21 protein-coding genes are annotated in these 25,220 nt (G+C 46.9%); 5 read left to right on the top strand and 16 right to left on the bottom strand.

Going from position 1 to position 25,220, the window contains the following annotated elements; genetic code table 11:
- Positions 1 to 250: 250 nt before the first annotated feature.
- Entirely contained in the window at positions 251 to 1,468 is a 1,218-nt protein-coding gene (locus BLHYD_RS13480; protein ID WP_005950216.1) for a DUF6688 domain-containing protein, read from the bottom strand.
- A 164-nt stretch (positions 1,469 to 1,632) separates the two neighbouring features.
- Here BLHYD_RS13480 and BLHYD_RS13485 point away from each other — a divergent pair, with 164 nt between their 5' ends.
- Entirely contained in the window at positions 1,633 to 3,267 is a 1,635-nt protein-coding gene (locus tag BLHYD_RS13485) for a SpaA isopeptide-forming pilin-related protein (RefSeq protein ID WP_005950215.1), read from the top strand.
- Positions 3,268 to 3,344: 77 nt separating this feature from the next.
- Here the strand turns inward: BLHYD_RS13485 and BLHYD_RS13490 are convergent, their stop codons facing one another.
- The 6 genes from BLHYD_RS13490 to BLHYD_RS13515 all read right to left on the bottom strand — a co-directional run bounded on the left by BLHYD_RS13490 (position 3,345) and on the right by BLHYD_RS13515 (position 7,326).
- Positions 3,345 to 3,827, bottom strand: coding sequence for a GNAT family N-acetyltransferase (locus BLHYD_RS13490; RefSeq protein ID WP_040350740.1), 483 nt, complete (start codon positions 3,825 to 3,827; stop codon positions 3,345 to 3,347).
- Between the two features lie 37 nt (positions 3,828 to 3,864).
- Positions 3,865 to 4,815: a DUF1848 domain-containing protein gene (locus tag BLHYD_RS13495; protein WP_005950213.1), complete on the bottom strand. Its 951-nt coding sequence runs from the start codon at positions 4,813 to 4,815 to the stop codon at positions 3,865 to 3,867.
- 350 nt (positions 4,816 to 5,165) lie between these two features.
- Positions 5,166 to 6,059 (bottom strand): radical SAM protein, encoded by an 894-nt coding sequence (locus tag BLHYD_RS13500; RefSeq protein WP_040350739.1) that lies wholly within the window; start codon positions 6,057 to 6,059, stop codon positions 5,166 to 5,168.
- A gap of 72 nt (positions 6,060 to 6,131) precedes the next feature.
- Positions 6,132 to 6,416, bottom strand: a complete 285-nt coding sequence (locus tag BLHYD_RS13505; protein WP_005950211.1) for a DUF6506 family protein — start codon at positions 6,414 to 6,416, stop codon at positions 6,132 to 6,134.
- Between the two features lie 54 nt (positions 6,417 to 6,470).
- Complete coding sequence (locus BLHYD_RS13510) at positions 6,471 to 6,782, bottom strand: MGMT family protein (protein ID WP_005950209.1); 312 nt, start codon at positions 6,780 to 6,782, stop codon at positions 6,471 to 6,473.
- A gap of 34 nt (positions 6,783 to 6,816) precedes the next feature.
- Positions 6,817 to 7,326 carry a hypothetical protein gene (locus tag BLHYD_RS13515; RefSeq protein ID WP_005950207.1) on the bottom strand — a complete coding sequence of 170 codons (510 nt, stop codon included), beginning with the start codon at positions 7,324 to 7,326 and terminating at the stop codon, positions 6,817 to 6,819.
- Positions 7,327 to 7,616: 290 nt separating this feature from the next.
- Here BLHYD_RS13515 and BLHYD_RS13520 point away from each other — a divergent pair, with 290 nt between their 5' ends.
- The gene (locus BLHYD_RS13520; protein WP_005950203.1) at positions 7,617 to 9,173 is read left to right on the top strand and encodes an ABC-F family ATP-binding cassette domain-containing protein; all 1,557 of its coding nucleotides are present in this window, start codon (positions 7,617 to 7,619) and stop codon (positions 9,171 to 9,173) included.
- Positions 9,174 to 9,215: 42 nt separating this feature from the next.
- On the opposite strand, the gene BLHYD_RS13525 is transcribed toward BLHYD_RS13520, so the two are convergent.
- Positions 9,216 to 9,944, bottom strand: coding sequence for a MerR family transcriptional regulator (locus BLHYD_RS13525; protein WP_005950201.1), 729 nt, complete (start codon positions 9,942 to 9,944; stop codon positions 9,216 to 9,218).
- 356 nt (positions 9,945 to 10,300) lie between these two features.
- A complete protein-coding gene (locus tag BLHYD_RS13530; RefSeq protein ID WP_040350738.1) occupies positions 10,301 to 11,740 on the bottom strand; it encodes an FAD-dependent oxidoreductase in 1,440 nt (479 codons plus the stop codon).
- 415 nt (positions 11,741 to 12,155) lie between these two features.
- Here BLHYD_RS13530 and BLHYD_RS13535 point away from each other — a divergent pair, with 415 nt between their 5' ends.
- Genes BLHYD_RS13535 through BLHYD_RS13545 form a run of 3 tightly spaced genes read left to right on the top strand, consistent with a single transcriptional unit; the run spans position 12,156 to position 14,573 of the window.
- Positions 12,156 to 13,091, top strand: a complete 936-nt coding sequence (locus tag BLHYD_RS13535; RefSeq protein ID WP_021845084.1) for an ATP-binding cassette domain-containing protein — start codon at positions 12,156 to 12,158, stop codon at positions 13,089 to 13,091.
- Positions 13,091 to 13,840 (top strand): ABC transporter permease, encoded by a 750-nt coding sequence (locus BLHYD_RS13540; RefSeq protein WP_005950191.1) that lies wholly within the window; start codon positions 13,091 to 13,093, stop codon positions 13,838 to 13,840. The genes BLHYD_RS13535 and BLHYD_RS13540 overlap by 1 nt, the downstream gene beginning before the upstream one ends.
- A gap of 13 nt (positions 13,841 to 13,853) precedes the next feature.
- The gene (locus tag BLHYD_RS13545) at positions 13,854 to 14,573 is read left to right on the top strand and encodes an ABC transporter permease (RefSeq protein ID WP_021845082.1); all 720 of its coding nucleotides are present in this window, start codon (positions 13,854 to 13,856) and stop codon (positions 14,571 to 14,573) included.
- 63 nt (positions 14,574 to 14,636) lie between these two features.
- On the opposite strand, the gene BLHYD_RS13550 is transcribed toward BLHYD_RS13545, so the two are convergent.
- The 7 genes from BLHYD_RS13550 to BLHYD_RS13580 form a co-directional block, all read right to left on the bottom strand.
- Positions 14,637 to 15,368 (bottom strand): hypothetical protein, encoded by a 732-nt coding sequence (locus BLHYD_RS13550; RefSeq protein WP_005950185.1) that lies wholly within the window; start codon positions 15,366 to 15,368, stop codon positions 14,637 to 14,639.
- Positions 15,365 to 16,243 (bottom strand): class C sortase, encoded by an 879-nt coding sequence (locus tag BLHYD_RS13555; protein WP_005950183.1) that lies wholly within the window; start codon positions 16,241 to 16,243, stop codon positions 15,365 to 15,367. The genes BLHYD_RS13550 and BLHYD_RS13555 overlap by 4 nt, the downstream gene beginning before the upstream one ends.
- 29 nt (positions 16,244 to 16,272) lie before the next feature.
- Positions 16,273 to 16,461, bottom strand: a complete 189-nt coding sequence (locus BLHYD_RS13560; RefSeq protein ID WP_005950181.1) for a hypothetical protein — start codon at positions 16,459 to 16,461, stop codon at positions 16,273 to 16,275.
- A 17-nt stretch (positions 16,462 to 16,478) separates the two neighbouring features.
- Entirely contained in the window at positions 16,479 to 17,156 is a 678-nt protein-coding gene (locus BLHYD_RS13565) for a class C sortase (RefSeq protein ID WP_005950179.1), read from the bottom strand.
- Positions 17,157 to 17,181: 25 nt separating this feature from the next.
- Positions 17,182 to 18,780 (bottom strand): SpaH/EbpB family LPXTG-anchored major pilin, encoded by a 1,599-nt coding sequence (locus tag BLHYD_RS13570; protein WP_040350737.1) that lies wholly within the window; start codon positions 18,778 to 18,780, stop codon positions 17,182 to 17,184.
- A 96-nt stretch (positions 18,781 to 18,876) separates the two neighbouring features.
- Entirely contained in the window at positions 18,877 to 23,823 is a 4,947-nt protein-coding gene (locus BLHYD_RS13575) for a SpaA isopeptide-forming pilin-related protein (RefSeq protein WP_005950175.1), read from the bottom strand.
- Positions 23,824 to 24,111: 288 nt separating this feature from the next.
- A complete protein-coding gene (locus tag BLHYD_RS13580; RefSeq protein WP_242648403.1) occupies positions 24,112 to 25,155 on the bottom strand; it encodes an AfsR/SARP family transcriptional regulator in 1,044 nt (347 codons plus the stop codon).
- Positions 25,156 to 25,220 lie beyond the last annotated feature (65 nt).

Consider the following 25,220-nt stretch of genomic DNA (forward strand, 5'->3'; position numbering starts at 1 on the left):
TTCTGATTTTAACCTTTCCACCACAGTTCTCAGCATAAGACGCGGCAATTTTCTTTATTGTACTATAAATCTCCCCATACTTCCACTTGTACTGCCTCTCTAAATTCTTAATCCAGCAATAATTTCCCCATTAGTCAGATACAAGAAGTTTCCTTCCCTATCCGCCGCGATACAGCAGCCGCTTTGCGGTGAACTACCTTATTGCAACATGCGTATCCTTAGGAGTTATATGGACGCCGTGTCAGACATCTCAAACTCTCCTCTCAAAATCAGGATACTTCGGCAGATACTGAACCGCAATCCGATTTTCTGGATTCACATCATAACAGTAAAGTACCCCTAAAAACAACCATTCCAGAGGTTTCATAAGCAAATAAATCCCATCCGCAATATAAGGAGAGCGTATCCATCTCGCTATCGGAAAACCAAAGCGATCATAAAAACCTCTGACTCCTCTATGGAAACTTGGGAAACACTCCTGAAGAAGCTCCTCAAAAGCGTTCGCGACACAAAGCTGTCGATTCACAATCACTGGATGTCCGTGACGAATTCCCATCCGTATGGGTTTCACAAGCTTTCTGTGCCCGCCTGCCGCCACGGTGCACAGGTAGTGCTCGTCATAATAAATATTCTGCGGCGCTGACTGCGCAGACAGGTTCCAATCACTGGTCTCCGTCCAGGCCCGGATGATGCTGTCCGGTCTTTGACCAAACAGCAAAAGCACAGCCACTGTGATTCCCAACAAAGGCCACATAAAAAAGAAGGCAGCCGCCGGCCAGCGCCTAGACTCCAACAGCTTCTGGTTCCACGCGTTTAGTTTTGGATTTTTAAACTCCTTCACCTCTTCTCTCTGCTGCTCCTGCCACTCCCCCACTTTATAACGTACGGTCTTCGCTGCCAGGACAATATAGTTAAACGGTAGAACACACAGCAGAAAATATCGTTCACTGAAAACCTGTACAATCCACACCAGACAGATTGCCACTCCCAGATACATTCCCGAGATCGCAAACACACACAACAGCGGCGGAACTTTACAGATATTTACCCAAGACAAAAACAAATACCCCGCCATCCCCAGACATGCCAAAACTAAAATCGTGGGCTGCCCGCCCACCCACACGGGTGTATGTACCTGCCGATTGGCCAATATTTCTGTCCAATCTGCTTTCAGCTGAATCTCCAAAAAAGGCAGGATAAGCACCGTGTACAACACGCCCAATACCAACGTGATGTATTCTATATACTTTGCCTGCCTCACTAAGACTGGATTTTTAACTCTGACAATCAGAAAAAACAGGTTAAGCAATGTCAGTACAATAGGATATACCACAAGACCACCCACAGCCAGCACTCCCAGCATAAAAGCCAGAATATTATCCCCTGCCCCATATCCAAGACATATTAGTGTCCCAAAAATGCCTGAAAACAGAACGGAATAGCTGACCAAGTTTTTCTTATGTTCCATAGTAAATACCTCCTATATAATCTCCGGTAATTTGCGACACTCTCTTCTTTTGGGTCCATACAAATTTTTGCGTATCGCTCTTTCCTAAAGGACGTATTTTGTTCTGTCACTCATCCCGCTGCGCTGACATACCATAAAGCACAGATATAAAGCAGGTGATTAATATGACACAAGTATCCACACAGACAGAGCTACAGGCGGCATTGGACGCCTTAGCCCCGTCTATACAGGTAACCACTGATTTCGAGCTCTCATCGCAGCTTGATATTTCTTACGCGGTGCTCATCGAAAGTCTTACCCCAGACAATCCTTTTGTACTAACCAAAGAAGATACTTATTTCGCCCACCTTTTTTGTATTACATCAGGCGGCGCTCTCACTCTTCAAAACATAATTCTAGATGGCAACAGCCAGACACATCCTCTGGAAAGTCCTGAAAACCGTTCCCTCGTCCATGTGAATGGGGGGTCTCTCACGCTGGCAGAAGGCTGTGTACTGCGCAATAACAACTCTCGCCTGGAAGGCGGTGCAATAAGTGCTGAAAATCGTTCCCAGGTTCTCATAAATGGCGGAACCATCCAGAACAATCGTTCTAGCAGATGCGGCGGCGGGCTTTGGCTTTTCAGTCAGAGTATTGCTACTTTGTCCAGCGGTTCCTTCTCTGGTAACGAATCACCCCGTGGAAGAGATATTTATAGTGCTTCCGTCTTATATTTGGGAGGAAACTGGATAATTCCCAACGGAATCTATCTAAAAAACGACTCGTCGGTCATCCGTCTGATTAGCCCGTTAACAGAAACATCCATGATTCAGCTTGAAAATTCCTCCTATGTATCCACGAATCCTGAAGGTTGCTCTGTCTTAGTCGGGACCACAACCGCGGATTATCCACTTCTGACTCAGACAGATGCCACTGCTTTCCACAAGCCCGTAGACTGTTTCAATGGCTGGGAAACTCGTCTCACTGATGACAGTACACAGGTGATTCTCACTCCAGCTAGCTATCAGATTCAGTACGAAAATCTCATGGAAGCTGCCAATCCAAATCCGACCACTTATACCTCGGTCACTCCTGATCTGTGTCTGCTGTCCCCTGGCCCTCTCCAGGGATACCGCTTTCTAGGATGGTACAACGCTCCAGCAGGTGGAACCCAAATTTCCTGTCTTGCCCATGGAAGTACCGGTAATCTGATTCTGTACGCAAGGTGGGAAGAGTTTGTAGAAGAATACACCATCTCCTTCTTCGGAAATGACAGTTGCTGTCCAAAAGCTTGCTGCATCCCAGAACCAGTCACCGTTCCCTTTGGTCAGCCAGTCACTATTCCCGATGTCACACCAAAACGCAAAAAGCACTGTTTTCGTGTCTGGAACACGGACCCTTGCGGAAGGGGCGATTCCTACCTGCCAGGTGAGACCTTGTCCGGCCTCACTGCTGACCTTTGTCTTTACGCTGTCTGGAAAAGAACCAATTGGTTCTGCCGCCTCTGCCCACCGCCTGTAACCGTGGACTTCACAGCGAGAAAACTAGATGCCTCCACTGGTTCAGGAATAGAAGGCGCAGTATTCACACTCTCCGATAAACAGAAAAATATCCAGGAGGCCGTGTCTGATTTTGCAGGCCGTCTTCACTTTTCCAATCTGAAGCCTGGAAAATATGAGCTGCAAGAGACCACGGCCCCTCCAGGTTATCAGCTAGACCCTGTCATTCATCAGGTGATCGTAGATATCGACGCAGTCGCTACCATTGACGACTACTCCGCCAACGGTTTTACCCTCTACAACACCCCCGTTTCCCAGTAGACTGCCTCAACACGCCCCGCGCCAGTCCGGAAAATCCAGTAATAGAGATTCTCCGGCTGTGCGGGACATCTTTTCTCCTACAAGTCCAGTTTCATGTAGACGGCATTTTCCAGAGGATTATCATTATACGAAGGAGTCTCAGAAAACCCGTATTTCCGGTACAACCCTATTGCTCTTTCCAAAAACGGAAACGTATCCAGCCGCATTGTGCGGTAACCGATGTCACGTGCGTCAGAAATGATCTTTTTTACCAAGACATCCCCTATATGCATCCCTCGAAATTCGGTCCTTACATACAGCCGTTTCATCTCACACTCTCTCCCTTTCAGCCTGCGCAGACCTATACACCCCACTGGCATACCTTCCACATAAGCTAGATAAAGCCGGCCATCCGGTTTTTTGTACTTTTCTTTCAGATTTCGCAGCTCCTCCTCACTGTTCTGCATTCTCAAATAAGTCTCAATATCCGGCTCCATCCTCACCAGCATCTGCATATACTCCTCAATCAATCTTCTGACATATTCTGTCTCCTCATATGCCAATTTCAGCTCTATATCCACCCTGTACCTCCTTTCTTGCATACCTTTTTATTGTTTCTCATTCATAATATCCATTAAAAAGACTGAGCTGTCCATCTCTTAGCAGCCTCATTTTTCGCTCTGTCACCCTATCTTCTGCCTGCAGTTCTCCATACAGCAAAGGAGAAAGTGGATTGTGAAGCCTGTGATTTCTATCGACAACAGAAAGACTGCGGTTCGCATAACAATATCTACACAAATTTCGACAGGTATCATAGGCACCGATGTCAATACTGGCCGCACAGCCGCACTCTTTTCTTTGACCAGGGTCTTTTTCCGCCTTCCAGCTACCGCCCCCACAACCTCGCAGCAAAGACACATCAACACAGCTTCCATGAAAAATCTCAAACTCACTTAGGTCGACAGTCTCACAGCAAGTATAGAGTTCTATCCCATATTTTTTCGCAGAGGCTGAAAATGCCTTCCCCAGAGCCTCTATCTCCTCCCTAGTCGGTGTCTTTGCACCGGTCTCCTTCATCCAGCCCTCAATCTTCCGATACCTGTCCAAAAAACTGATGACACATCTCTTTGTATAATTTCCCAAAAGCTTTGTCATTGCCTCAAAACATCGGATGTGAGTTTGAAGCGTATACTTTCTATTAAAAACAATTGGATCATACCGCCAAACAACTCTGTCTGGCCCAATCTTTTCTGACAACGCTATAAATGCCGGGAGGAGCCGTTCTCTTTTAGAAGGCAGACCAGGTTCTAAATCCCTCCCGTATGGAGTCAGCGTAAACTGAAAATAATAAGGATATTCTTCCAGTTCTTCCAGTCTTCTCAACATAGGAAGTGGATTTTTCGTCCAAAACACAAATCCATCCACCGCCCTTGGATTCAGGCTGATTCGGCTGACCTGCCGATCATTCATGGGATTTCTCACCAAAACATACCCTTCTTTGAGGCGGTTCCAGAACCAATCCGAATAGCAGGCCGGTATATCTGTCCTTCTACTGACACTGACAATCATTCTCTCTCACCCACTTCTTAATGTCAAAAGTTCCACTAAATACAAAACTCACAGATCTGATGCCTGATGGCACCTAATCTGTGAGTCAAATCTTTTGTGCTTTTCTCCCATTTGTCTTCTGTATTTCAAACAATTTTTTCTTCTGTCAATATGTATAGGTTCTCTTTTGTATTTTTCTTTCTCTTCTGTATGTATTTATTATAATTCGATTATTCGCATCTGTCAAGAATTTATTTCATCTGATTTAATTCTAAAAAAAATAAAACTTCTCGACACATTTTCCCGGCATACTCATTCGCTCTCCTTTTCAAAGCTGATTATGTCTGTCCCCGAAAAGCCACCTCACCGCCTCAGACTCCCTCACAGTCAAAGTCCGGAATAAAACTCTCTTTTGCAGTCTTTCCTTCCTGGATATACGCACATTCCACCCCTAGAGAGATCGCATAGTCCACCAGACATTCGTACTCTCTTTTTCCCACCTTTCTGCCAAGCTCTGGATATAGCCGCTTTACCTGAGGCAGCGGCGTATACTGATTCATCAGGCTTAAATAAACTTGATTTTTAAATTTCTCATGCACATACTTCACCACTGCCTCTGCGTTTTTTCGGTGTCCGGGAAGCAGCAGATGTCTGACTATGACTCCTCTAGTCATCATACCATCACTGTCAAAAACAGGGGGGCCAGCCTGACAAACCATTTCTGCCAGTGCTTTTTTTGCCACCTGGGGATAGTCCGGCGCGCTAGAATATCGACTTGCCATCTCTTCCTCCATATATTTAAAATCCGTCAGGTAAATATCCACCGTGTCTTTTAGAGTTTCCAAAGTCTCAACTTTCTCGTAGCCACTGCAGTTATAGACAATCGGAATTTTCAACCCGCACTGCCTGGCCCGTTCTACCGCCCAGATAATCTCTGGTGTGTAGTGTGTAGGGGTCACAAGATTGACGTTGGCCGCTCCCTTCTTTGCCAGCTCCAAAAAAATCTCTGCCAGCCTTTCCTTAGAAATTCTCTTTCCCCTCTCAGCCCCTGAGATCTGACTGTTCTGACAGTACACACATCTTAACGGACAGCCGCAAAAAAATACCGCCCCGGAACCATGCTCTCCGGAAATACAAGGCTCTTCCCACAGATGCAAAGCCGCCCTTGCCACTAAAATTCCTTCCCCTGACACTTGGCATCTGCCTCTTTGTCCTTTGCTCCGGTCAGCTTTGCACTCCCTCGGACACAGCTTACATTCGCTCACTCTCCCTCTCCTCCTATCAAGTCCCCTTACTTTTGTCTGGCCAGACCAGCGAGAGACCTCTACCGTTTTCTGTCATTTAGAAAAAACGGCCTTATAAATTTCATCTTGCTCTGGCAAGTGTGTAACGTATCCTACCGGTATTCTATTCTCAGTGATTTCAATAATCTGTTTTGCACCCTCCGCCCCAAAAGCGCCGCATAACTCTATACAGTCAATCCCTTCTTCACATAGCTGCTTGGCAGCGGCAGCGGCTTCCTGCATATCTGAGACCCCAATCATCTGGGCATTCCCTCCATGTATCGTTGCTCTGTCCATCGTCATATCAAAATTTCCCATAATCAAAAACGCAAATTTCATACGATCCTTCCTCCCATTTACTAAACGAAATACCTTACGAGATCATACGAAATCTTATTCGCAGTCCCATTGGCATTTCTTCATATCCACGCATCCATTATCCTTAAAGATAACCCCTTCTTCCTCCAGCAAAAAACGCTGCTGTCCCCAGCCCGGCGCCGTGCGGCCTGCATGGTTCACCACCCGGTGGCAGGGATAATTCCCATAAAACTGGGCCATACTCAGGACTCTTCCAACCAATCTGGCATTTCGATCTCTCCCGATCAGCCGTGCGATCTGTCCGTAAGAAGCGACTGTTCCTTCTGGAATTTCTTCCACCACAGAGAGTATCTCATAAATCAGCTCTTCCTCCAATACTTTTTTCATCTTTCTCCTGCTTCCGTAAAAATCTATGGTTCAGCTACTCATCTTTCATCAGCAGGATACTTCCCAGCAAGTATCCGCAGTTCCACTTCTGAAATTTCTCCTGCTCAAAATGAAAACATGGATGTTTAAATACACAAGGCCAACCATCCACCTCATACACAGTAAGCGCTTCCTCCTGAGGCATCCTGACAATTTTTAGTGAATCCGGAACCTGACTGCCAAATACTTCCGCATCCTTATAGAGTTCTCCTTGAAAATCAGGAATTGCAAGAAAACTTCCATGTAATAAAAAATGAATCGTTTTCATGGATATCCCGCCGCCCTGTACATCTCCGTCATCAGGGATATTGTAGAGCTTCTCATCAGCCTCCACCCGCATAAAATCCACGCCGAGGGAATGAAAAAAACGCTTCTGTCCGTCGGACATGGCCTGCCAAAACCTTTCGTTCACTTTCCGCTTCCCCGCGTAATCGTTATCCCGATACAGAAGCCTCGTCCCCTCCACATCAACATCCAGGTTCCATGGATAAAAGTCAAATACCATAATGCCTCTCCTCCAAAATCATTCCGCGTCCTTTTTCGAACGCGTACATTCTACTGTTCCACTCAGTTTAGCACATACTGGTTTCTTTTTACAAGAACGCGGCTTAAAATCTCTCTGCCGTATGCCATACCACAAACCTGCGCCCCAAAAAAACTGCCATTTTTTCCGCACTCAGACTACAAACGTCTTCTTGAATAAAAGCAACCGTACGGATATAATGGAGAGACGGGGAAGCTCTCGGTAGTCTTTCCCCGCATTTCATCATATAAAAGCAAAGGAGTCTGAAATAGATGAGTATCTTAAACGTGGAACATCTCTCACACGGGTTCGGAGATCGCGCGATCTTCCAGGATGTATCCTTCCGCCTTTTAAAAGGAGAACACATCGGACTGATCGGTGCGAATGGAGAAGGCAAATCTACATTTTTCAACATTGTGACTGGAAAGCTCCCTCCGGATGCAGGCAAAATCGAATGGGCAAAAGGAGTTCGTGCCGGATATCTAGACCAGCATACGGTACTGGAAAAAGGAATGACCGTGGAAGATGTCCTAAAATCCGCATTCTCTGACTTGTTCGAGTTGGAAGAAAAAATGAATGACATCTGCACAAAGTTAGGAGAAGCCTCCTCGGAAGAGATGGATAAACTAATGGAAGAATTGGGAACTATCCAGGACACCCTTACGCTCCATGATTTCTATGTAATCGACGCCAAGGTGGAGGAAGTCGCGAGAGCCTTAGGACTTTTAGAGCTGGGACTGAAACGGGACGTGACAGATCTAAGCGGCGGACAGAGAACCCGAATTCTGCTGGGAAAGCTTCTGCTTCAAAAACCAGATATCTTGCTCTTAGATGAACCTACCAACTACCTGGATGAGCACCATATCAACTGGTTGAAACGATACCTGACAGAGTACGAAAACGCATTTATCCTGATCTCTCATGACATTCCCTTCCTGGATGATGTAGTAAACATTATCTACCACATGGAGAATCAAAAGCTAGACCGGTATGTGGGAAACTATAAAGATTTCCAAAGAATCCATGAGGCGAAAAAAGCACAGTTGGAAGCTGCTTACAAAAAGCAGCAGCAGGAAATCAACCAGTTAAAAGATTTCGTCGCCCGTAATAAGGCAAGAGTGTCCACCAGAAATATGGCCATGTCCCGCCAGAAAAAATTGGATAAGATGAATGTCATAGAATTGGCCGCTCAAAAGCCAAAACCGGAATTTCATTTTAAAACAGGGCGCACTCCTGGAAAATACATTTTTGAGGCAAAAGATTTTGTCATCGGCTATGAGGAACCTCTCTCTCAGCCTCTGAATCTCTCTTTGGAACGAGGACACAAGGTCGCCTTGACCGGAGCAAACGGTATCGGAAAGACAACCCTGATTAAAAGTATCCTTGGATTGGTTCCACCGCTGAAAGGTACCTGTGAGCTGGGAGAAAACATCTCTGTCGGCTATTTCGAACAGGAGGGAAAAAAAGAAAACAGCTCCACCTGTATTGAAGAAATCTGGCAAGAGTTTCCCTCTTTTTCCCAGTATGAGGTCCGCTCTGCATTGGCCAAATGTGGCCTGACCACCAAGCACATCGAAAGTCAGGTACGAGTCCTAAGCGGCGGCGAACAGGCCAAAGTACGCCTGTGTAAGATTATCAACCGGGAGACCAACGTACTCTTTTTGGACGAGCCCACGAACCACCTGGACGCAGACGCAAAAGAAGCACTGAAGGCAGCGTTAAAAGAATATAGAGGGACACTGCTTTTAATCTGCCATGAGCCAGAATTTTATCAAGATGTCGTCCATGAGGTCTGGGACTGTACCAAATGGACGACCAAACTTGTTTAGACAGTATTTGCCGCGCAACATTCGCGCGTCTAAACTCTCTTATCAGTTTTTACAGTAGGTTTGGATGGCTTTTGCTACAAATACAGCCGTCCCCTTCCCACCCATCTTATCAATATTTTGGGTCATCTCTCCGCCTCCGGCATACATTTGTCCAAGACTTGAAAGAATCTCTTTCGTGCATTTATAGAAATACTCAGAGATGAAATTCTGCAGTTTTCGCACTTGGCCTTGGACCTTTGGCGAGGCGGAGTTATGGTCTTTTAACTTCCCAAATTCCGCGAACAGCCGCATAAGCTGCTGTTCTGCCTCTTTTTCCTCATCCGGTGTCCTCTCTTTCGTTTTTCGCTCGTACTCCTCATACTCCGGAGTTTTGCCCCACTGTTCTTTCGCTCTCTTGGCGTATTCATCCATCTTTTTTGTATCAAATACTGAAAAATCCATATTTCTCACTCCTATCGACTGTAATCCACGGGCAAAATGAATGAGGTTTTCCAAATGTTCCTTCTTCATCGTCAGCAGCTCAATCTGCTGCTTTAGGGCCCTGTGCCGATCAAAATCCGGGCTGGATAAAATCTCCTTGATTTCCTTCAGAGGAAACTCCAACTCACGAAACAGCAAAATCTGCTGTAATTTCTCCAAAGCCGCATCGTCATACAGCCTGTAGCCTGAATCTGTATATCCTGAAGGACGCAACAGACCGATTTTGTCATAGTACTGCAGGGTGCGTACGCTCACTCCTGCTAGTCTGCTTGCTTCATGTACCGTCATCATTTTCCTCTCCTCCTTCCGTGGTAACCACAGTATAAACTATTACGCTGCGTAGGAGTCAAGCATTTTTCTCCGTCCCAAAGCAGGTTATTTTCAGATTGACAGCCTGCCTCCTTTCGTTCCATAACAGATAATAAAACGAGGAGCTCTTCTCGCCTCCGGGCTTATAGCCCGAAAGAGATTTTTCACGTTTTACTGCTGCAAACTCTTTCCCGAACTAAAACAATAAGGAGGTATTATGATGGATGTATTGGATGCAATCAAAACACGCAAAAGCACAAGAAACTTTAAGCCAGAAATGGTATCCTTAGATATTCTTGATAAAATCATAACTGCTAGCGCCTATGCAACCCACTCTGTTATAGCAAGTCGTACTGAATTCCTTCCTGTGCCGGTCCCTCTAAAAGTTTCCCCTCACAGTCAAAACGTGAGCCATGACAGGGACAATCCCAAGAGTTCTCATCTGGATTCCAAGTCAGCTCACAACCCATATGCGGGCAAATCGCACTTACCTGGCAGACCGTTCCTTCTTCTGTCTTATACACACCTGCCTTGCCCTGAGGTGTCTCAACAATCGCTCCATGGCCTCTCTCAACTGAGGAAATAGTTTCACTCGGAACATGGAAAAAACGCTTTGTCAGTCCTTTCACCGCTTTTCCCCCATCTTTCATAAGCTGGGGAACTTCTTCTCCTGAAAATCTCAGAGGAGAAAATACCTGTGCATACGGATTCTCGATTCCACAGACCGCATCTCGAATCAGCATTGCAGATACCATCGCAGAACTCATACCCCATTTCTGAAATCCCGTCGCCACATACCAATCCGGACAGTCGGCAGCATACGGTCCAATAAACGGAACTTTGTCTGCTGTGATACAGTCCTGTGCTGACCAATAGGCTGCCACACAGCTTCCAGGATACAACTCCTGGGCAATTCTCTTTAGTCGTTCATAGCATCCTCCCTCCCGATTTTCTCCTGTACGATGCGCCTGCCCGCCAAGCAAAAGATATCTATCATACTGTCGGAAAGATAGCGTGTTCTCTCCATCTCCTATATACATTCCATCAACCATACCAGCCTTTTCCAAGGCCAATACGTATGACCGCTCTTGATGCATTCTGGCAAAATACATCCCCGGAAAGTTGATAAAAGGAAAATGTACGGCAAACACAATCTTTCCTGCTTTCACACTCCCGCAGGGCGTCTTTACCAAATGTCCCTCTACCCTTGTCACCGAAGTATCCTCATAGATGGTCAAATGCTCAGCCAGAGCCTCGATAAATTTCAAAGGGTGAAACTTGGCCTGGCTGGAAAAACGTACGGCTCCCGCGCACGAAACCGGAATCTCTACCTGTTCCGCAAAGGATGCCTCCAATCCTAGGCTCTGTGCTGCCACCACCTCTCTTCTTACTTTTTCCTCGTCCTCAGAATAGACGTAGGAATCACACTCCTTCAGATCACAGGCAATAGATTTCTCCCGAACTATTCTTTTATATTCTTCTACAGCATCCTTATTTGCCTGTGCATATTTCCTGGTGGTATCTTCACCCTTTTTTTCAATAAATGAGTGGCAGAACATTCCATGCTGCGCCGTAATTTTTGCGGTTGTATTCTGGGTTTGTCCACCTCCGATGCGATCTGTTTCCAACACAACCGTCCGTACCCCCGCCTGTTCTAGCTGCCACGCTGTCAATATACCAGCCATCCCTCCACCAATCACAGCCACATCCGTCTCAATGTTCCCTTTTAAAGCGGGAGCTTTTTCCCTGCCGCATGTCTTGCACCATATGGATTCCATCTTCTGCCTCCTGCGTTTTTTATTTATAACATCTCCCGCTGGAAACAGTTTATACCTACGGTTTCCATTCATTCTTTAAGAGAACCAACTGACAAGAGGAAATATTTACATGTGCTGCTGTCTGACAGATTGATAACTGACGTGTTTGTTTATATTCTATCACATGTACCTTAACGTCACCACTATACCTGTTATGGTTATTCTGTTTAACCCAAATTCTTTCTTGAAAATGAAACCTTAAAATCCAGGGTTTGCGCCATTTTTCTTTGCAACTAAAGGTTTTGTCAAAGCCCTTCGATATTTAAAGTAAAATTAAGGAAAACAAAAGGTGCAGTTAAGGATGATATCTCATAATCAGAGTCAGAAACAGTGTACTCCAAAGAGAGTACGCCACACACAAAAGGAGGATATCACCATGACAGAATATATTATTGAGACAAAAAATCTCACAAAGCTTTACCACGGTAGCCCGGCCGTGAACCAGATCAATCTTCAGGTACCGCAGTGTTCCATCTACGGCTTCCTGGGCCCGAATGGAGCCGGCAAAAGCACCACCATGAAGATGCTTCTGGGATTGGCCGCCCAGGACAAAGGGAGTATCCAGATTTTCGGACACGAAATGAATACTTCCAACCGCATCGCCATCCTCTCCCAGGTAGGCTCCCTGATCGAGTCCCCATCCTATTACGGCAATCTGACAGGGTATGAAAATCTCAAAATTTCCTGTACGCTGAGAAACCTGCCCCACTCAGAAATCAATGAAGCCCTGCGCATCGTGCGTCTGGACAACCAGAAACACAAAAAGACCTCCCACTATTCCCTGGGAATGAAGCAGCGGCTCGGCATCGCAAACGCCCTGCTGGGAAAACCAAAGCTGCTGCTTTTGGACGAACCCACCAATGGCTTAGACCCCTCCGGCATTCACGAAATGCGCGAACTTATCAAGAGTTTACCGGAAAAATATGGAATCACCTTGATGGTGTCTAGCCATCTTCTAGCGGAGATCGAACAGATCGCTGACAATGTGGGAATCATCTCCAATGGCAAGATGATCTATCAGGATTCTCTCTATGATCTTCAGTCCAAAAACAAACGGGAGCTGCTGCTTCGCACCTCCAACGACCTGCTGGCCTATCAGCTCCTGATTCCCAAATACGAACATGCCGGCCTTGTACACCCGATTCAGCAGACCAAAGAGGGACTGTTGCTGCCCTATGAAGGGGACCGCAGTCTGGGACTGCACATCCGCCATCTCTTTGAAAACGGAATTGATCTCTACCGGATCGAGGAGCGCAGAGGCAATCTGGAAGATATCTACCTGCAAATGGTACAAAAGGAGGCGAGTCTGTGATGAAAAATCTAAAAGCAGAATTTCAAAAGTTCCACCGCCGACACATGTGGTTGTTATTTTTTTTGTCCTTTGCGCTGATCTGCGCATGGATGCTCTGGTGCGTCAAAGACCTGGATTTAACCAAGCTTAATAGCACAACAGCCATGTTAGAGATTAACCTGCTCCTGATAAACACCATCGTGACGCCTCTGGTCTTGGCCACCGCCGCCAGTCGAATGTGCGATATGGAGCAGGTGGGGAGCACTTACACCTGGATTTTCACCATGCAGTCCCCTGGTTCGTTTTTTAAATCCAAGCTGCTTGCAGGGCTTCTCTATCTGCTGGTCTTCGACCTGCTTCAGACCGTACTCCTTGTGGTCCTTGACCAGCGCTTTCAGTCCGGGTGGCAGAAATATTATTTTCAATTTTTTGTAACTGTCATCTTTACGCACGTTTTCCTATTCCTGTTTCAGCTTCTAATGTCGCTGCACTACGAAAACCAGCTTTTCCCGCTGTTCGTCAGCATTGGGGGAACCTTTGCCGGTGTCTTCTCCTGGTTCCTGCCCCAGATTCCGCTGCGCTACGTAATCCCCTGGGGTTATTTCGTGGCTCTGTGCAACTCAGGCTACAACTACGACGAGACCACCAGGTACACGGAGTATTTCTGGGACTCCTATCCGCTGATCTGGCTATTCGTGTGCGTGATTTGTATCTGCCTGCTGTACTATTTTGGAAAAAAACGTTTCTGTCAAAAAATCGCCGCTATGTAAGGAGGAATCTACTATGCTTATGAAAGTCATCAACTGTGAGCGAATGAAGTGCAAGGGCACGCTGATCTGGCCCGCCTTTTTTCTGATTCCCATCATTCCCACCCTGCTGGGAGCCGGGAACTACCTGAGCAATATAAACATTCTGCAATCTCAGTGGTACTCTTTTTGGACACAGGTCAGTCTGTTCTACTCCAATTTCTTCTTCGCGCCACTGATCGGAGTATACTGTGCCTTTCTCTGGCGTTTTGAAAATTTTCATTCCTGCCGGAATACCCTTCTGACTCAGCCCTTACGTTTTTCTACCATTTACTGCTCCAAATATGTTATGGTATGCGTGATTACTCTGCTGACTCAGCTATGGTTTACCGTTCTCTACTTGATCGCCGGAAAAGTTGTCGGCCTCCCCGGCCTTCCTCCCATTGATATTTTGGGATGGATTTTCCGCGGCACGATCGGCGGCTGGGTAATCGCTACAATTCAGTACCTGGTAGCCTCCGTGATCTCCAACTTCGCAATCCCAGTCGCCGTCGGCCTTCTCGGCGGAATCTCCGGCTTACTCATGGCCAACACAAAAGCAGGAATCTTCTACCCTTACTCTTTGATGGTACTGGGAATGAACTCCAACAAAGACGACAACATGCTAGGAGGCCTGCTCCCTACCTTTTTCTTATTCGCTCTGTTTTACATTCTGCTGTTCAACCTGATCGGCGTCCGTCTGTTAAAAAAACGCTGAAGCATTTTAAAAGCCTCTGTACGAATGGCTAGTCCACCGCGCAGAGGCTTTTTATCCCTATATCTATTTTCTTTTTTCCATCTTTCTCCGTCCTGCCATAGCAACCACCATACCTGCTGCTGCCAAAAGTCCCGCCCAGACTGCCGGCAAATTCTCATCTCCTGTTTTCACAGAGCTGCGCCGTACCGGGTCCTGGGTATTCTTTTTCGTACTCAGGTTAGGCGAAATCGGGCGGCCCTTCGTTCCGGTGGGCTTTCCAGGTTCTTCTCCTGGAGCAGCCGCCTTCGGCGTCACCTCCACGTCATAAATCCACTCTTCTTCCCAATACGGAACTGTCACCAGAGAAGGACTAACAATTCCATAGTCGTCCCCCGGCTGAATCAGGAGATATTTGCCCTGAGTCAGCCCTGTGAACTCTGCTTTTCCTTCACTGTCTGTGGTTCCACTCAGCGCTTTCAGCCCACTGTCCTCCACTGCGTCTGCCAGTGTCTGTGTTATTTCCATAGTCTTCTCCGTGGTATCCATGGAATTTAAGTCCACTCCTGTCCCAACCAGAGCCTCATCCAACACCCACTGATAATCACTGCCCGCCTTCAAAGTTCCGACCTTGTACAGCTCAAAAAGCACGTCTTCTCTGTCTGTTCCCAAGTCTGTAAGACTGATGCAGATGCTCCCCAGCCTCCCTGGATCATAACTCTCAGCCTGGGCCGGCCGGGCCGGACTGAAAAACACGGATAAAACCAACAGAGCCGCCAGGCCCTTCCGCTTTCCTCCACTCCTGAATAGCCGCCTCATGAATTCTCCTCCTTTTTCTCTCTATGTCTTCTGCTCATACGACGAATCAAAATAAATAGTCCGGCCAGAAAAGCTGCCACCAAAACTACCACCGATGCCAGAAATACTTTCTGCCGCAGTAACCATCTCCCCAACGTCTCTCTCTGAATCTGAGAGACCGATATCTCCCTATCCTCCTCATAGGGAATCCGTTTCCCGTGGATAAATAACCTGTGAGAGTTCACCCCATACGGAGTACATGTCACCAAAGTCACCAGATCCCGGCCCTCTTGGACGGCCAGCCCCTTCACCTGGTCTGGTTTTACTGTCTCAGTCTCATAAACCTGATACACCAACACCCGGTTCAAAACCCGCAGGTAAAATACATCCCCCTTTTCCATCTGGTCCAGATTGGTAAAAAGCTCTGACTGTGGAAGTCCCCGGTGCCCGGTGAGAACTACGTGCGTGCCCTTTCCTCCCACTGGAAGAGAAGATCCCTCCAGATGTCCTACCCCTTTTGCAAGTGTATCCCGGGAAGTCCCGTGATAAATGGGGAGATACACAGCGATTTTAGGAATCTCAATGCTCCCCATCATACCGCTCCCATCCACATTCAGCAAGCTCTCATACTCTGATTCCATCTGCTCGATTTCTCCGCTAAACGCGTCGTAGAGCCGAGTTCTATTTTGAACCGTCTGCCAGTTATAAGCCTTGGCCGCCTCCCAGACTGTTTTCCGTTCCTGTTCGTTGAGGTCGACGACTTCCGCCTCCTGGCGGCCGATGAGCTTTCCCTGCTGAATCTGGTTGTACAAAGTACTGATTACCGGATAATTCAAGGTCAAAACACTCGCCAGAAACAACATCGCCGCCGTTATTTTCAAGATCTTATCTCTCATCGTCCTACCTGTCGCCTCTCCTTGCCACCTTAATTCGAATCCCTGTGTCTGCCCCTTCTTCGACGCCGCCCAATGATAATCAGTCCCAGAACCGCCAACAGGGCTGCCCCCGTCAGGACGGCTCTCAGATACTGTGCTCTCCAGGAGTCACTTTTTTCAGGCTCTTTGCCCGTCTTTGTGAATTCTGTTTCTTCATAGGGAACCCTCGTACCTCTCACTAAAAGTCTGTGGGTATTCACGCCATAGGCGTACAAGTCAGCAGAGTCAGTAAATCTCTGTTTTCCTCCGGCGTCAGAAATTCTAGTTCCTCCGGCTCAATCACTGTGATTTTGTCCACCTCGTAAGCTAATGTTTCATCCAAAACACTGAGATAGAACCAGTCCCCAATCTCCATCTCGTCCAGCCGGGTGAACAGTTCGGCACTCGGAAGCCCTCGATGGGCGCTGATCACCGGATGCCGGTTTTTTCCGCCGATGGGCAGCGCTGTGGCTTCCAGATGTCCAGCCCCTTTTTCGAGAACCTCTTCGCTGGTCCCGTGATAGATCGGCAGCTCCACGTCGATTCTCGGTATCTCGAGATATCCCATCACGCCGTCGCCGTTCAAGTTCAACACTTCCTCATAGTTATCCGGCAGCACATATCCGCTCCCCATCACAAAAGGATCATGTACCGGGTCGCCTGCCAGATTCTCGTTGTACTCCTCTGCCTTTTGCCACTCCTCTTCCAACTTCTGCCGATTTGACTCGTCAACCGCCGCCTGATAGCTGCGTATCACATTCGTCTGCGCCCTCTCCGCTAGAAAGTTGCTGACGGCCGGATAAAGGAAAATCCCAGCGCCCGCCGCAAAGACCAGCAGGGGCGCCAGGAATATCCATGGGTTTCTTCTGCGCTCTTTTTCGGTTTTTCGTCCCATTCAGCTCAAACCCATTCTTAAAAAATTACTTGTATCCATGTTTTTTTCTTCTGGAAATCACAACCACCATCGCAGCAGCACCGCCCATCAGCAGGATTCCCACGATTGTGAAGATTGTCGTGCCCATACCACCAGTGGTAGGAAGGGTAAAGCCCGCATCCTCAGCGCTTGTGTTCTCTACGATTAGAGAAATTACCTTCGTATTTACAGTAGCTTTTTCTTTTAACTTAATTGTTCCGTCAGAAGTCACTACACCATCGCCACCATCAATTGTTCCGTCAGGCTCTTTATCCTCAATAACAATCGTAATTTTACCGGTAGGAAGTACATAACCGTCCGGCGCTTTTACCTCTTCCAAAATATATGTGCCCACATCCAGGCCCTGCAGCTTCAGTACTCCGTTTGCTCCTACTTCAACTTCTGAACTTGTCCCCTCAGAGTTATGGGTATAGACGCCATCCACTCCGTCAAACTTCAGCAAACTATTACCTTTTTTCAAGGTAAAGACAGCACCCGACAATATACCACCATTCTTGTCAACTTTTTTTACCTCAATGCCGTAAGTATAAACCTTCTTTGTCGTATCTGTTTCATAATCAGAGCCTACATATGGGTCATTGTTGTACCCTAAAAATGCGTCATTCTTCAACTCGTCTACTGTAAAAGCCTCATCATTTACAACTGCACGATAAGTAATATAAATTGTTTGACCTGCATTTTCAGTGATAAAAGCATCCTCAAAATTGATTTGGAAAGTTCTTTCTTTTTCTGGTGTTTCTGCGATAGTATAATTCTCGTTGCCAATCACTTGTTGTCCTGCTTCATCTCTGAAAACTTTAATTGTCTCATCTCCACTATAGTCAAAACCGGTTCCTAGTTTATCACTTACTACAAATTTGCGATATGTTGCATCCTCTGGATAATCCGGAACTATTGCCTTCAGTCTAAAAGTCACCTCATCGCCCACAGCAACGGTCTCGTCATCTTTATCTACCACCTCTTTGCTGATGGTCGGTTCCGTACTTTTCATCACAGAATCCGTTCCCACCACAGGGGTTCCTACTTTCCAACTCCCATCCTTGTACTCTGGAACTAATTTCACTGTCGTCGGCTGGTAAATCTTCACTCCGCCACTTGCAATCAACAGATATTCGCCCATTGACATATTCTCGAAGGTTACACTCCCAGAGTTTGATTTCATTGTATCAGTCGCGTCCAAGTCACAGGTTCCCGTCTTAATTCCATTGGCCAGCTTTTCCAGAAATTCTTTCTGATTGTCCGCACTCATATCTCCAAAAGCATCTTGAACGGCATTTCCACTACCAATATAATTACCATAACCATTATCTTTCAGCCATTTTACCACCTCTGAATTCCAGGTGTACATCGGATTCTTTGGCTGTCCAGATTCTAAATCAATATTCACAGTAATAATTTGATATGCTTCTACTGTTACCTCATTTTCTGTATCCAAGCCGTCAACTGTAACGTCGGCTGTCTCAGAACCCGTTAGCCCTCCTTCCGGCGCCGCCATCGCCGTTATCCCCATAGCCAGAGACAGTACCATTGCCAGGCACAGGGCCAAGATCTTCGAAATCACTGAGCTGCTTTTTTTCATTTTCATAGAATTTTCCTCCTTACTACTAAACCTCATATTTATTTCAAGGGGCGACTTTTGCCGCCCGCCTTCTAAGGTTTTCAAACAGAGCTGCTGCCTCTGTCAGCTTCTGGCCCGTCTCAAGCGAATCCTTAGATACCAGAAGCCTCCCGCCATCATCAGAGCACCTCCAATGAACAGAAATACCTTGGTTCCCCTGCTGCCTGAAACCGGCAGTTCCCCTGGCCGGTAGTTTCTCACCTGGTAGGAAGCATTTTTCCCTTTTATCTTCTCAAAGGCCGCCGGGTTGCCCAGCTTCTTCTTGGCGTCGGCTACCTGGAAGCTGCCGCTGTCCTTATCATAGGTCACCTTCCACTGACCATCCGGCAGTACATAACCATCCGGCGCCTGGTATTCCACAAGGCGATATTCCAAAGCCTCCGAGGACAGATTTTTAAATTCTACCAGACCAGTATCCGCTGCCGATGTCTGAATTGAAATCTTCTCCCAGCATCCTGCATTTTCAGAATTAGAGACAAGATTTCCCTGGGCGTCCACCTGAAGTCGTTTATCGTGGTCATGAGAAGTCTTTGTACATACCAGCTCGTACAGCACGAACTCCGCACCGGCTAAAGGACTCTCCTCTCCGTCTGTTTTAAGGAAAGAAAATTTACCGGTCAGACTGTTCGTAAATGCCGCTAAGTTTGCATTCTTATCCTCTTCTGCAATCGCCGTCGAATTGTCATAAGTCACAGTGGAGGTCAGCTCTGTCTCCTCCTCATTTGCTTTCACAGTTACGATTATCTCAGCTGTGTGGCTGTCATATCGTATCCCGTCTATTCCCACCGGATTCTCTTGTGTAACTCCTTCTGGCAGCTTCTCATTCACATGGAAGCAATAGATTCCTTCTTCCAGAATCTCAATGGAGCCAAGAGGAAACTCCTGCTGCCTGTCTGTTCCTTTCCACTGAACCTGAATGGAGTTCTCAGGAATCTTCACAATTCCAGCCTCTATAGCTTTCTTCGTCTCATCATTGCCGCCTGTCAGCTGAAATTTGAAGCTGTCTTCTGGTCTCAGATTCCTTCCGATCAGAGTCTTTCTGCCTTTCAACTCAACCTGGGCAGGCTTCAGGAAGATGTTTTTGAACGCCACCTGGGAAGTATCATTTTTGGGAATTTCTCCGCTCACCTCGTCTCCTTCCTGAACGGAGCCATCCACGGAGACCACCGTGCTGTAATTATCGGAATTCCCTTTTACTTCCTTCACTACGTATTTCGTACCCGCTGGCAGCTCTTCTACCAAGAGTGATTCACCACCCTGAAGCGTTACCTGGGAACCATCAGACACATTCTCTATCGCACTGTTCCCATCAGTATTGCCTGTCTTCTGAGCCGGATAACTGCCTTCCAGCGATTTCCCGTCTTTATCTGTAAGAGTTATCTCAAATGTAAACTCTTGACCTTCCCCCGCCGGCCCTACGACTTCCTTGGACACTTTCAGATTTCCCAGCGTCTGATTCTCCACCGATACAATCACGGTCCGGGAAAATAATTCGATCAGATTCTGGTCTCCCAGCTCCTGTTTATAAGAACCTTTGTTGCCGTGCAGCAGACACTGCTGAATCACGAGCCTGGACCATCCGACCTCATTCCTCCAAGTCGTCGTTCCTTTGCCATCTACCGGCCCATATTCCAAATTTTCACTGCCATTGAGATACTGAAGGTGCAGGTCCTCTGCTTCATTCGACCTCTTCCACGATTCTTCCTGGTAATAGTCCTCCGCCGTCTCTTGGCCGACTTTGATGTCATGCAGAGTCGCATCCACCTTATCATCCGCCGCAAACTGAATCATACTACGCACAATAGAACCCACGCCGCGCTCCACGGCTATCCCATCGTCCTCAGTCCCGGCGTTTGCATAGACGCCTGTGTTATCCACAATCACCGGAATCGACGTCTCACTTCTTTTATATCCCTCAGGAGCCTCTATCTCCACCAGATAATATTTACCCAACGGAATTCCTGAGAACATCGCGCCGCCCGTCAGATCAAAGGGAGCCCCCTCTTCCTGCTTCATATCAGAAGTCGTAACAGTCCTCTCGAGGGCACTCTCTGTGGGGGCATAGTTGCCATCTGCCAAAAACTCATCCACTTTATAGAGTGCAAACGTCGCTTCTCCGCTTTCCTTGGCAGCTGAAATTGGAGTTCCATTCTCATCTAATTTCTGCACATACAGATTATTCTTCACATTGGGAACATACAAGTTTACAGAGAATAATCTCTCAAACTCATCACTATCGACGCGGGAGGTATTATCTTTTGTCGCCCCGTCAATGCTATTTGCGTTGGTATAAAAGTATCCAATAGTATACTTCGCCTGACTTTTTTCGTCATCACTCAGCATATAGTAATAGCTCATAATATCGCCTGGCAGGTCCTGAACTGTCGTTGTATACGCTCCGTCAGGAGTCACAATGAACGGATGTTGATTCTCCTTAGCTGCCGTCAAAATCCCATCCATTCCTGTATCCTCTGTGACCTTCCAGCCTGCGATCGGTTCTCCGGACACTGCATGCCAGTTATTCGGATTTTCCATACCACTGGAATCCTCTCCTTGGTATTGGAGTACCACAGCGAACATCGTGCCGTTTTTCAGGTTTATTTCTTGCGATTTTCCCACAAGGCTTATTTCTTCATCTGCCTGTACCGTGACATTGGAGCTGGCGTACGCCCCTGTCTCCCAAGGATTTGCAGACAACAAGACCAGATTGTTCCCTGATTTGCGAAAGTAAAAGCGGTACTCCTTCATGGAACGGTATCCCTCCGGAGTATCTGATTCCATCAAAACCAGCCTAGAAACCTTACCTTCTTGGTAGATATCTTCTAACCCCAGTATGGCATCGTCTTTCATGAAGATAAATTCTCCATTCTCATCTGTGACACCCGTCGCAATCAAATCTTGTTCATTATATTCATACTCCTCATTCGCCGCATACAGCCTAAAACCAGCTCCTTTAATCTCCTCTCCGGTCTGATCGACCTTAATCACAGAGCTCTCTGGAATCGTAACCAAGTTGAACTTCAGGGACATGTTAGAATCACTATGCCCTCTTTCCAGGTAATAAAACTTCAGCGTATGGTAAGTATCATCCCGAAAGGTATTGGAACCGTCCGCAAATTTGCCGTTGACCCCGGCACTCTCAAATTTTTCTCTCAGTGTCCCATCAGGATTATCATTGATGAAAATCTCTCCCGTTGAGAAATCAATTTTCAGTGAAGCCGCATTGTGAATTCCTCCCAAATCACCGACCAACACGTCGTCTATGAAAACCCAAACATCATCGTCCCCGGAGAATTCATAAGTAACTGGCTGTGCCTTGTCTGGCTTCGTATGTCCTCCATGCTGCTGTATAAAGCGAGTGGTCATTGTCATCCCAAAATAATGGTTCAGCAGAGCATTTTTCACATTGACATCTTTCGCCACCAATTGTCCACCTTGTTCCTCCAACACTTGATCTGCCGCGTTGAATGGAAAGAACTGTCCATTTTTAGCCCCTCCTGGCTTCACCGCTGGTGCATCATACAGAGCAAACGACCTCGTGTCATCATAATAAACCGCGTAGTTTTGGGTACAGTCATAATAATAGTAGTTTTCCTCGTCGATCTGCAGCAGCCCCTGCACATTTTTGTAGGTCGCCTTCCCCTCCTGCTCATAATTGGGATTAAACAGATAGGACAGGGATTCCCCTCTTGGATACCCCTCACCATAATACTTCAGCACATCCTCTCCGTTCATTATAGGATAGCCGTCCACCAGTTTCTTTTCCACGATATTTGAGTATGGCCACTTGGCATTAATAGGTTTTTTCCCTGTCCAGTGATTCCATTCTCCCCGTACTTGCTCTACAGCTAGATTTTGCTGATCGTTTCCAAACAACAGAGCGTGATTTTCATTAATGCCTAAATTCTGGTAATTATTAGGCCTCTTATCATCCGCCTTCGTCTGCTCCTCCAACCAATAGTCAAACAAATTAATCGTAGTTCCCACTGGTGAGATACCCTTTACCGTATGATTTGAATACGGAATCTCTCCCTCAGGCAGTTTCGTGTACACCTGAGCTTCTCCCAGCCTCAACGTCACCTGTAAGGTTCCAGCCCCATCTGTCAGCTCATAGCCTTCCGGCAGAGCCGCATTTAGGACATAGTTTCCTTCCTGGGCGCCGTCCTCCGGAAAATCTTCGATGTCCCAGGCGATTTCCAGGTTTTCTGTTTTGATTTCAGCACCGCTGGTGCTGTCGTCCGCTGTCCCACCGGCGCCGGACTCAGCCGTCTCTTGTTCCTCTTCCGATTCCCGTGTTCCTATTTCCTCAGTCGATGTCTCCATCTCAGTTCCACTGTCAGCCTCAGAATCCCAATCAGACTCGCCGTCCTCCAGAAACATTTCCACAGGCTCTTCCCCGAAGTCCGTCACCTCTGTACCTGGCTCTTCTTCGGAGTCCGCTTCTTCCGCCGGTTCCTCTGGTTTTTCCGTGACTTCCGGCTCGCCCTCCGGCAATTGCACCTGAGCTGTGATCTCCGTAGGCAACATGGAGTACAAATCCTCACGGTCAACTGCCGCACTGTCCTCCATATCCAGTACCCAGCCTCCGTCCTCTTCGCTCAATACTCCTCTCTCATCGTTCCAAGTCCATTGGGAAATCGAAATCTCCTCGGCGGGCTGTTCCGTATCCTCACCTGTACATATCTCACAGTGATACCCGCATGGTGCTCCGGTCTCTGCCTCACGGTAACCGCAGCTCTCATCATGTACATGACCGCAGTTTAAGACCTGTTCTCCGTTCTCATCCAGGACATAACACTCTTCCGTATGCTCATGAACGCACGGACTGCCCTCGTCCGGTTCCTGGTAGCCGCACTCTGGAGTATGTACGGGATGATGCTCGCACAGACCCTCGCCGCTTAGCTCTCCCTGTTCCATCTCGCCCTCAGCCAGTACAAACGAGGCCCCAGACGTAAAAATCAAAAGCATCGCCAGCACAAACGCCAGTACGCGTCTCTTTTCACTATACAATCTTATCTCCCTCCTTGGTCCCCGATGTTTTCTTTATTTTCCAAAACATATCTCTGTTTTTTCTCTTGATGTCTATTATAAAAGCCTCAAAATTACGAAAAGCATTACATCCTTCCATATTTTCATACTTTCATTTTTTTCTTCAAATTCGTTCTAAATATCCTTACCTTTTGTTCCTTTTTGCACAAAATACGTAAAAAAAAACGGAGCTGCTAAGTTTCAGCGCTCCATTTTTTCTTTAATATTTAATATTTACCTTCTCATAAATAGGGATAACATTACTAATTATCATTCCCTTTCAATTGGAAACAAATCAAACTTTAAATATCTCGCCCAGCTCTTGCTCTGCCGTGAAAACTGCCTTCGAACCTGATCGAAAATCTGTTCACAGTTTTCCCGATCTTTGCCGCTCAGAAGTATCAGATACTCTAAATCACTGTACTTCGTAAAAGCATCGTCTCTCTTCAAAGAACACTGAAGCGCTTTTCTCAGATACATGGATAATCTTTCCGTCCGCTTCGGCCTGCTGGAATGGTTCTCCGAATTCCAGAGGGAACACACCGCCACGTAGACTGGCCGTCCTCCTTTTCCCGATATGCGCTTCAGCAACCGATAGATATCCACAAAGCTTTGAAAACTTAGATACAGCGCTTCTGCCTCCTGCCTCGTCTCTTTAAACTGATTTTCAATTCTCTGAATGTCCTTCATACTACCCTGGAGCATTCCCGTGAGCCTGTGATACTGCTCTGTCATACGTGCGGAAACTGAAATTCCCAATTCTTCCCAATACATCTTTGATGTATCTTTACAAAGTTGCAGCGCACCCTCTTTCCTTCCCAGTTGTACTAGGCTGTCGATCATCTCCTCCTGCCACTCGTCGTAAGGGTAAAGCTTCACAGCCTTTGCACACAACTGTACAATCTCCTCGTGTTCCTCCTTTTCCCTTAACAATTTCAGAAGCTCTCTCATCGCTTTCTTATATTTCTCTTTGTATTTCACCGCACGCACGATCACCCATTCTTCCAGACCCATGTCCTCTAAGAATTCACCTTTATATAAAATGCAGGCCTTTCTCAAAAATCTTCCTCTCTTTTCTGTGTCTTTTTCCTGGCGTGCGGATTCCAGTTCGTCCTCAAAGGTCTGTACATCCGTTTTCACTTGAATTCTCTCATCCCACCGATAGATGCCTGTCGCACGGTTCAGCAAAAAGTACTCGCTTTTAGGAAGCCCAGCCTCACGAAGTTGACTTCTAAGCCGGTGCATTGTCACTCGAAGATTATTGGACGGATTCGAAATCTCTTCTTTTCCATAGAGATACTCCAGAAGTGACACTCTAGATATCCCTTCTCCCGCATGAGCCAGCATAATCTGAAGTAATTTTAGGCAGCGGCTAGAAC

It is taken from the genome of Blautia hydrogenotrophica DSM 10507, from assembly GCF_034356035.1.
Taxonomy (GTDB): domain Bacteria; phylum Bacillota; class Clostridia; order Lachnospirales; family Lachnospiraceae; genus Blautia_A; species Blautia_A hydrogenotrophica.